At 45.8% G+C, this 7,029-nt stretch carries 4 protein-coding genes and 1 tRNA gene; 1 reads left to right on the plus strand and 4 read right to left on the minus strand.

The genetic code is table 11. The features are described from left to right. Window positions 1-458 precede the first annotated feature (458 nt). Window positions 459-1,205 carry a 1-acyl-sn-glycerol-3-phosphate acyltransferase gene (locus tag F3J22_RS30110; RefSeq protein WP_167021676.1) on the minus strand — a complete coding sequence of 249 codons (747 nt, stop codon included), beginning with the start codon at window positions 1,203-1,205 and terminating at the stop codon, window positions 459-461. Window positions 1,206-1,270: 65 nt separating this feature from the next. Then, complete coding sequence (ung, locus tag F3J22_RS30115) at window positions 1,271-1,942, minus strand: uracil-DNA glycosylase (RefSeq protein WP_167021677.1); 672 nt, start codon at window positions 1,940-1,942, stop codon at window positions 1,271-1,273. A 124-nt stretch (window positions 1,943-2,066) separates the two neighbouring features. Between ung and F3J22_RS30120 the strand changes: the two genes are divergently transcribed. Then, window positions 2,067-2,140 (plus strand) — tRNA-Arg (locus F3J22_RS30120). Between the two features lie 97 nt (window positions 2,141-2,237). On the opposite strand, the gene F3J22_RS30125 is transcribed toward F3J22_RS30120, so the two are convergent. Continuing rightward, window positions 2,238-2,792 (minus strand): hypothetical protein, encoded by a 555-nt coding sequence (locus F3J22_RS30125; protein WP_167021678.1) that lies wholly within the window; start codon window positions 2,790-2,792, stop codon window positions 2,238-2,240. A gap of 139 nt (window positions 2,793-2,931) precedes the next feature. Further along, on the minus strand, window positions 2,932-7,029 hold a 4,098-nt coding region (locus F3J22_RS30130; RefSeq protein ID WP_167021679.1), incomplete at its 5' end, for an MBG domain-containing protein.

The following is a 7,029-nucleotide window of genomic DNA, read 5'->3' on the forward strand; positions in this document are numbered from 1 at the left end:
ATATCCCACACCGTCCTGGTGTGGGATATTTTTTTGCACACAAATGGATGATCAGGCCGGAATGGAAAATTGTTGACTGAACAGCGGATGGGGGCGTTCAGGAATTGGGGGGCGACAATAAGTAATGGGAAATAGTAGTAGGAATTTGACACAAGGAGGACCGGTTGTTTTCATGACAGATAGTTTAGTGAATGTTATTTTGAGAAATGCTGGCCATATTCAGAACAGCGGGCTGTTGGAGAAATGGGTGCAGCTACACTGCAATTTATCATTTTTTTGGAGCTCTGGTTACAAAGAAATGTTAAAGAAAAATGGCTACTGCAGCGGGGTTGCAGTAATATTTCGGGAAGATTTGGGAATCAGTGGGATATGGATAAAATAATTTCCCGTTTGGGTAATAAAAAACGGATAGCGTGTTGAGCCATCCGTTTATGGGTATTTATGGAGATAAATTTCGTTTATACGTTCGTGTTAACGTAGTAGTCCCACATGATTTTGAATACTTTCTCTTTCAGTGCGGTGACATCGTCTTTGGTAAGGCCGGTGGTGGGCACGGGAGGGAGGAAGTGGTAATCGATGTGGTGTGGCCAGGCGTAGAAGCCTTTATCGGCCGGGTTGACTATTTTAGTATGAAACAGCAGTGAAGGGATGACGGGCACCTGTGCCTCTATGGCGAGGGCGAACGCACCATCATAAAAGGGCTTAAGCGGCTCATTTGTGCGGTTTCTCGTTCCTTCCGGGTAGAGGAGCATGTGCATGCCTTTTTCGAGCGCTTCACGCATCTGGATGACGCTGTTTTTACGGCTTTGTTCATCTTTGCGGTCTACCATGATACCACCGATACGGTAGAGTACACCGAAGAGGGGTATTTTACCCATGGATGCTTTGGCGAGGGTTTTATTTACGCCAGGAACGCCCGGGGTTGTTACCGGTACATCGATCAGTGCGTTGTGGTTGCAAACGACCACATAGGTTTTCCCATTTTCAAAATATTCCTGTCCTTTGATACGGACCGGGCAACCGATGAGCGGCATATAGATTTTCATCCATATTCTGCCGATGGTGATAAAGCCCCATGTTTTTTTAGGGTCCGGGAAGAAGGAAAATATCCAGATGGGAATAAACACGATCAGCATGGTTCCTGCGAAAAGCAGGAGCGCGTACAGTGCAAAGATTTTTCCGAAGATGTTTTTTATCAGTTTCATATAGCCAGTCACTTTCGCTAATGGGGCGTGCGTTAGCTAATATATTAATTTTTTCCCATTTGAAATTATAATCTCCAGTCGACGGGTTCTATGCCTGCTTTGGAGAGGATTTCATTTGTTTTGGAGAAGTGTTTGCATCCAAAGAATCCTTTATCAGCGCTAAAAGGCGATGGGTGGGCTGCTTTGAGTATATGGTGTTTGGTAGCGTCCACGAGGATTTGTTTATCCTGGGCGAATCTTCCCCACAGCAAAAATACCACATCTCTTTTTTCTTCTGATATTTTCCTGATAACGGCGTCAGTAAAATTTTCCCAGCCGATTTTGGAATGGGATGCGGGTTCATGAGCGCGAACGGTAAGGAACGCGTTGAGCATGAGTACACCATGTTCGGCCCATTTGGTGAGGTTGCCGCCTTGCGGAGGTTCCAGGCCGAGGTCCGTTTTCATTTCTTTATAGATATTAACGAGTGATGGAGGAGGTTTGATGCCGTCCTGAACGGAGAAACAGAGTCCGTGTGCCTGTCCTTCGTTATGGTAGGGGTCTTGCCCGAGAATCACTACTTTTACGTTATCGAACGGAGTTTTATCGAAGGCGTTGAAGATTTCTTCACCTTTTGGAAAGATGGTTTTCCCGAGTGCCTTTTCGCTTTTCAGGTACATGACAATGTGCTCGAAATAAGACTTTTTGAATTCATCTTTGAGCACTGTTTTCCAGCTTGATTCAATTTTTACGTCCATAGTAATCACAACATTATCGAAAAAAAATAAAATTAATTTGTTTTTTTAATCAGAAAATTTATACATTTGCACTCCCAAAACGATAGAGACACACACAAAATTCTCTGTCAGAAAGGGAAAGGATGTCTCGGTAGCTCAGCTGGATAGAGCAACTGCCTTCTAAGCAGTAGGTCATTGGTTCGAATCCAATCCGGGACACGAAAAAGGAAAATTGCGAAAGCGGTTTTCCTTTTTTTGTTTTGGGGAAACCGGTATTTGATATTTAGGAAATGCGGGCATTTACCTGGCATTCATTTTATTTATATAGGCGGAAGCCGTAAATATTTTCACGTGCATTATTGACCTGGTTTGTATGGTAGGTGACCAGGTTAACGGTATCTTTCTCCCTGATAATCCGGTAAGAAATGATGGGCTCTTTCGGCGGAGTTATTGGAATGCCGCCAAGCGAATCCTTTACCGGCTCACCGAATAATTTATTAAGATCATCATAGGATATTTGACTGGCCAGCGTATCTGGCAGGTCAATGTGTAGCCTGAACTGGTTAGCGTACCTGTTTTCCGGAATAATTACCACTGCATTTTTGCTGGCAGTATCGGATTTGCCGGAGGAAACAAATACATAATAACGATCAGGAGTTGCGGCAAAGGCCTGAATAATGGCACTGCTATCCCATTTACTTTCAGCAAGACTTTTAACGGCAATGGATAAACGTTGTAATAGGGTGTCCTTCGGCATTACCAGTTGTTTGAAGGTAGTGTCGGTCATATGGGAATTGCTGCCGGCAGACTGACAGGAACATATGCATACAAAACAGATGATAAGAACTGATTCCAGTTTTTTGAGGCTCATAAAGGATATAGTTATCAGTAGTACAATTTACGGACAAATCTTTTGATATCAGCAGTGGTTATGATTGTCTTTGAGAAAAGGTAAAAAGAAGCCGGTCTCTACAGAAGTAGAGACCGGCTTCTTTGTTTAGATAAATAGATTATCGCAGCAGTGTAACGGTACCCTGCGTATGATAAATTCTGCCATTGGCATCAACACCTTCCGCTGTCCATACATAGGTCGCTAAAGGTTGAAGTTCTCCATTTACACGGCCATTCCAGCCTTTCTTTTCATCGTTGGTTTCAAACATGAGTTTGCCCCAGCGGTTAAATACTTTGAAGTAATGGAGTTTTTTGATGCCCATGAGGTTAGGGTACAAAATATCATTTTGTCCGTCGTTATTAGGACTGAAGACATTTGGCACCAGTATCGCATTGCCTGTGTTGACATTTACCTGTAAATAGTCTGTAGTGGTACAGCCAGAAGGGAATGTCATGGTAATGTTGAGATGTGTACTCTGTTCAAGCGTAGCCACAGGGTTCATTACATCCGGATTGGATAATCCGGATGACGGTGCCCAGCTATAGGTAGCATTCGCGAAGTTTCTGCCTGGTAAGTTTACCGGGGTACCGGCATCTGTTGTTACCGGGTTTAACTCCACGCCAGCGATGGCAGCTTCTACCGGAATTTTTTCCGTAATAGTATTAGCCAGTGAAGGGCATCCAGTTGGCGTAACGGTTAAGGTCACTGTATAGTTGCCAGCAGTGTTGTAAGTAAACTGTGGAGATACTTCGGTACTGGTTGCACCGGCTCCGTTATCCCAGCTATATTTCACAGTGCTGTTATTATTTACAATAGATTGGTTTGTAAAGGCTATTTTTTTATCTACACAATAGCTATTGTAAGTAAATGCAGCTACAGGGGCAGTTTCCTGTGTAATAATGATACTATTGTCTGCAGGGGCAGTGCAGCCATTGGCGTCAGTGGCAACTGCGGTATAGGTACCGGTAGTTGCAGCCACATAGCTATTATTGGTCGCGTTCCGGATATCGTTATTATTCAGCTGCCATTTAAAGGTATAGGCACCGGATGCCAGCAGATTGAGCGTTGCACCATTGCCGCAGATGGTATTGCCTTGCGGAGCGGTGAGCGTACTTACTGGTGCTGCATTAATTTTTAATATACCTTTTTGGTAGTTCATAACATAGTTTGATGCAACGGCACCGGATGGCGTCAGGTTGTATGTTCCAGCAGGTGAATTAGCGGTAGCACTGTTTTGTACAACCGGCAGCTGGCTGAGGGCTGAAGTTGTTTCGGCATTTACCCATCCGCTGTAGTTCACTGTTAATGCAGGTGCGGTATTGCCAACGCAATAGCTCTGATCATTTGCCGTAATGGTCAGCGTAGCCGGGTTGATAGTTAATGTACCACCAGCATACGTGATCGTATAGTTGGCAGCGGTTAAACCAGCTGTCATAATCGTGTAGCCACCAACGTTAACTGCATTTTGTGCATTACCTGTGTAAACAGGCGTACCAGTAACTACCGAGTTACTTTCGTTATTAACTAAACCGGAAATAGTAACGCCGTTGCCGCCATTGTATGGCAGGCCATCATATGTTTTGGTGGCTGCATTGGCAGTTACAATGATTGCTGCCGGATTGATGGTTAAAACACCATCAGCGTAAGTGATCGTATAGTTGGCAGCGGTTAAGCCGGCAGGCGTAATCGTATAGCCACCAACGTTAATTGCATTTTGTGCATTACCGGTGTAAGCAGGTGTGCCGGTTACCACTGAACTGCTTTCGTTATTCACGAGACCAGTGATAGTGATACCGTTACCACCATTGTAAGGCAGGCCATTATATGTTTTGCTGGCAGCGTTGGCAGTTACGGTAATTGCCGCCGGGTTGATGGTTAAGGCGCCATTAGCGTAAGTGATCGTATAGTTGGCAGCTGTTAGTCCCGAAGGCGTAATCGTATAACTACCAACATTAGTGGCGTTTTGCGCGTCGCCGGTATAAACAGGGGTACCAGTAACAACAGTCTTGCTTTCGTTATTGACGAGACCAGTGATGGTCACCCCGTTACCGCCATTGTAAGGCAGGCCATTATATGTTTTGCTGGCAGCGTTGGCAGTTACGGTAATTGCAGCCGGGTTGATGGTCAAGGTTCCATCAGCGTAAGTGATCGTATAGTTGGCAGCGGTTAGTCCTGAAGGTGTAATCGTGTAGGTTCCGGCGTTAGTAGCGTTTTGCGCGTTGCCCGAATAAACCGGTGTGCCTGTAACGACAGTATTGCTTTCGTTATTTACCAAACCAGCAATAGTAACGCCGTTGCCTCCATTGTATGGCAAGCCATCGTAAGTTTTGCTCTTTGCGTTGGCAGTTACGGTAATTGCAGCCGGATTGATGGTTAAGGTGCCATCAGCGTAAGTAATCGTATAGTTGGCAGCGGTTAATCCCGAAGGCGTAATCGTGTAACTACCAACATTCACCGCATTTTGCGCGTCGCCCGTATAAACCGGTGTGCCTGTAACGACAGTATTGCTTTCGTTATTGACGAGACCAGTGATGGTCACCCCGTTGCCGCCATTGTAAGGCAGGCCATTATATGTTTTGCTGGCAGCGTTGGCCGTTACGGTAATTGCCGCCGGGTTGATAGTTAAGGCGCCATCAGCGTAAGTGATCGTATAGTTGGTAGCGGTTAATCCTGAAGGCGTAATTGTGTAGGTGCCGGCGTTAGTAGCATTTTGTGCATCGCCCGAATAAACCGGCGTACCGGTAACGACCGTGTTGCTTTCGTTATTTACCAAACCAGCAATAGTAACGCCGTTGCCTCCATTGTAAGGCAAACCATTATATGTTTTGCTGGCAGTGTTGGCAGTTACAGTGAGTGTCGCCGGATTGATGGTTAAGGCACCATCAGCGTATGTGATCGTATAGTTGGCAGCTGTTAATCCCGAAGGAGTAATCGTATAACTACCAACATTAGTGGCGTTTTGCGCGTCGCCGGTATAAACCGGTGTGCCTGTAACGACAGTATTGCTTTCGTTATTTACCAAACCAGCAATAGTAACGCCGTTGCCTCCATTGTATGGCAAGCCATTATATGTTTTGGTGGCAGCGTTGGCAGTTACGGTAATTGCAGCCGGATTGATGGTTAAGGTGCCATCAGCGTAAGTAATCGTATAGTTGGCAGCGGTTAATCCCGAAGGCGTAATCGTGTAGGTGCCGGCGTTAGTAGCGTTTTGCGCGTCGCCCGAATAAACCGGTGTGCCGGTAACGACAGTATTACTTTCGTTATTTACCAAACCAGCAATAGTAACGCCGTTGCCTCCAATGTATGGCAAGCCATTATATGTTTTGGTGGCAGCGTTGGCAGTTACGGTAATTGCAGCCGGATTGATGGTTAAGGTTCCATCAGCGTAAGTAATCGTGTAGTTGGCAGCGGTTAGTCCCGAAGGAGTAATCGTATAGGTGCCGGCGTTAGTAGCGTTTTGCGCGTTGCCCGAATAAACCGGTGTGCCGGTAACGACAGTGTTGCTTTCGTTATTCACAAGACCAGTGATAGTCACCCCGTTTCCACCATTATATGGCAGGCCATTATAAGTTTTGCTGTCTGCTTTGGCAGTTACAGTAATTGCCGCCGGGTTGATAGTTAAGGCGCCATCAGCGTAAGTGATCGTATAGTTGGTAGCGGTTAATCCTGAAGGCGTAATCGTGTAGGTGCCGGCGTTAGTAGCATTTTGTGCATCGCCCGAATAAACCGGCGTACCGGTAACGACCGTGTTGCTTTCGTTATTTACCAAACCAGCAATAGTAACGCCGTTGCCTCCATTGTAAGGCAAACCATTATATGTTTTGCTGGCAGTGTTGGCAGTTACAGTGAGTGTCGCCGGATTGATGGTTAAGGCACCATCAGCGTAAGTGATCGTATAGTTGGCAGTGGTTAATCCTGAAGGCGTAATTGTGTAGGTGCCGACGTTAGTAGCGTTTTGCGCGTCGCCCGAATAAACCGGTGTGCCTGTAACGACAGTATTGCTTTCGTTATTTACCAAACCAGCAATAGTAACGCCGTTGCCACCATTGTAAGGCAGGCCATTATATGTTTTGGTGGCAGCGTTGGCAGTTACGGTAATTGCTGCCGGGTTGATGGTTAAGGCACCATCAGCATAAGTGATTGTATAGTTGGCAGCTGTTAATCCTGAAGGCGTAATCGTGTAGGTGCCGGCGTTAGTAGCGTTTTGCGCGTTGCC

The organism is Chitinophaga sp. Cy-1792, from assembly GCF_011752935.1.
GTDB lineage: Bacteria > Bacteroidota > Bacteroidia > Chitinophagales > Chitinophagaceae > Chitinophaga.

Bases quoted from the DNA above. Each gene is read 5' to 3' on its own strand.
- ung (WP_167021677.1), bottom strand. From the start codon at position 1,942: ATGGACGTAAAAATTGAATCAAGCTGGAAAACAGTGCTCAAAGATGAA.
- F3J22_RS30125 (WP_167021678.1), bottom strand. From the start codon at position 2,792: ATGAGCCTCAAAAAACTGGAATCAGTTCTTATCATCTGTTTTGTATGC.
- F3J22_RS30110 (WP_167021676.1), bottom strand. From the start codon at position 1,205: ATGAAACTGATAAAAAACATCTTCGGAAAAATCTTTGCACTGTACGCG.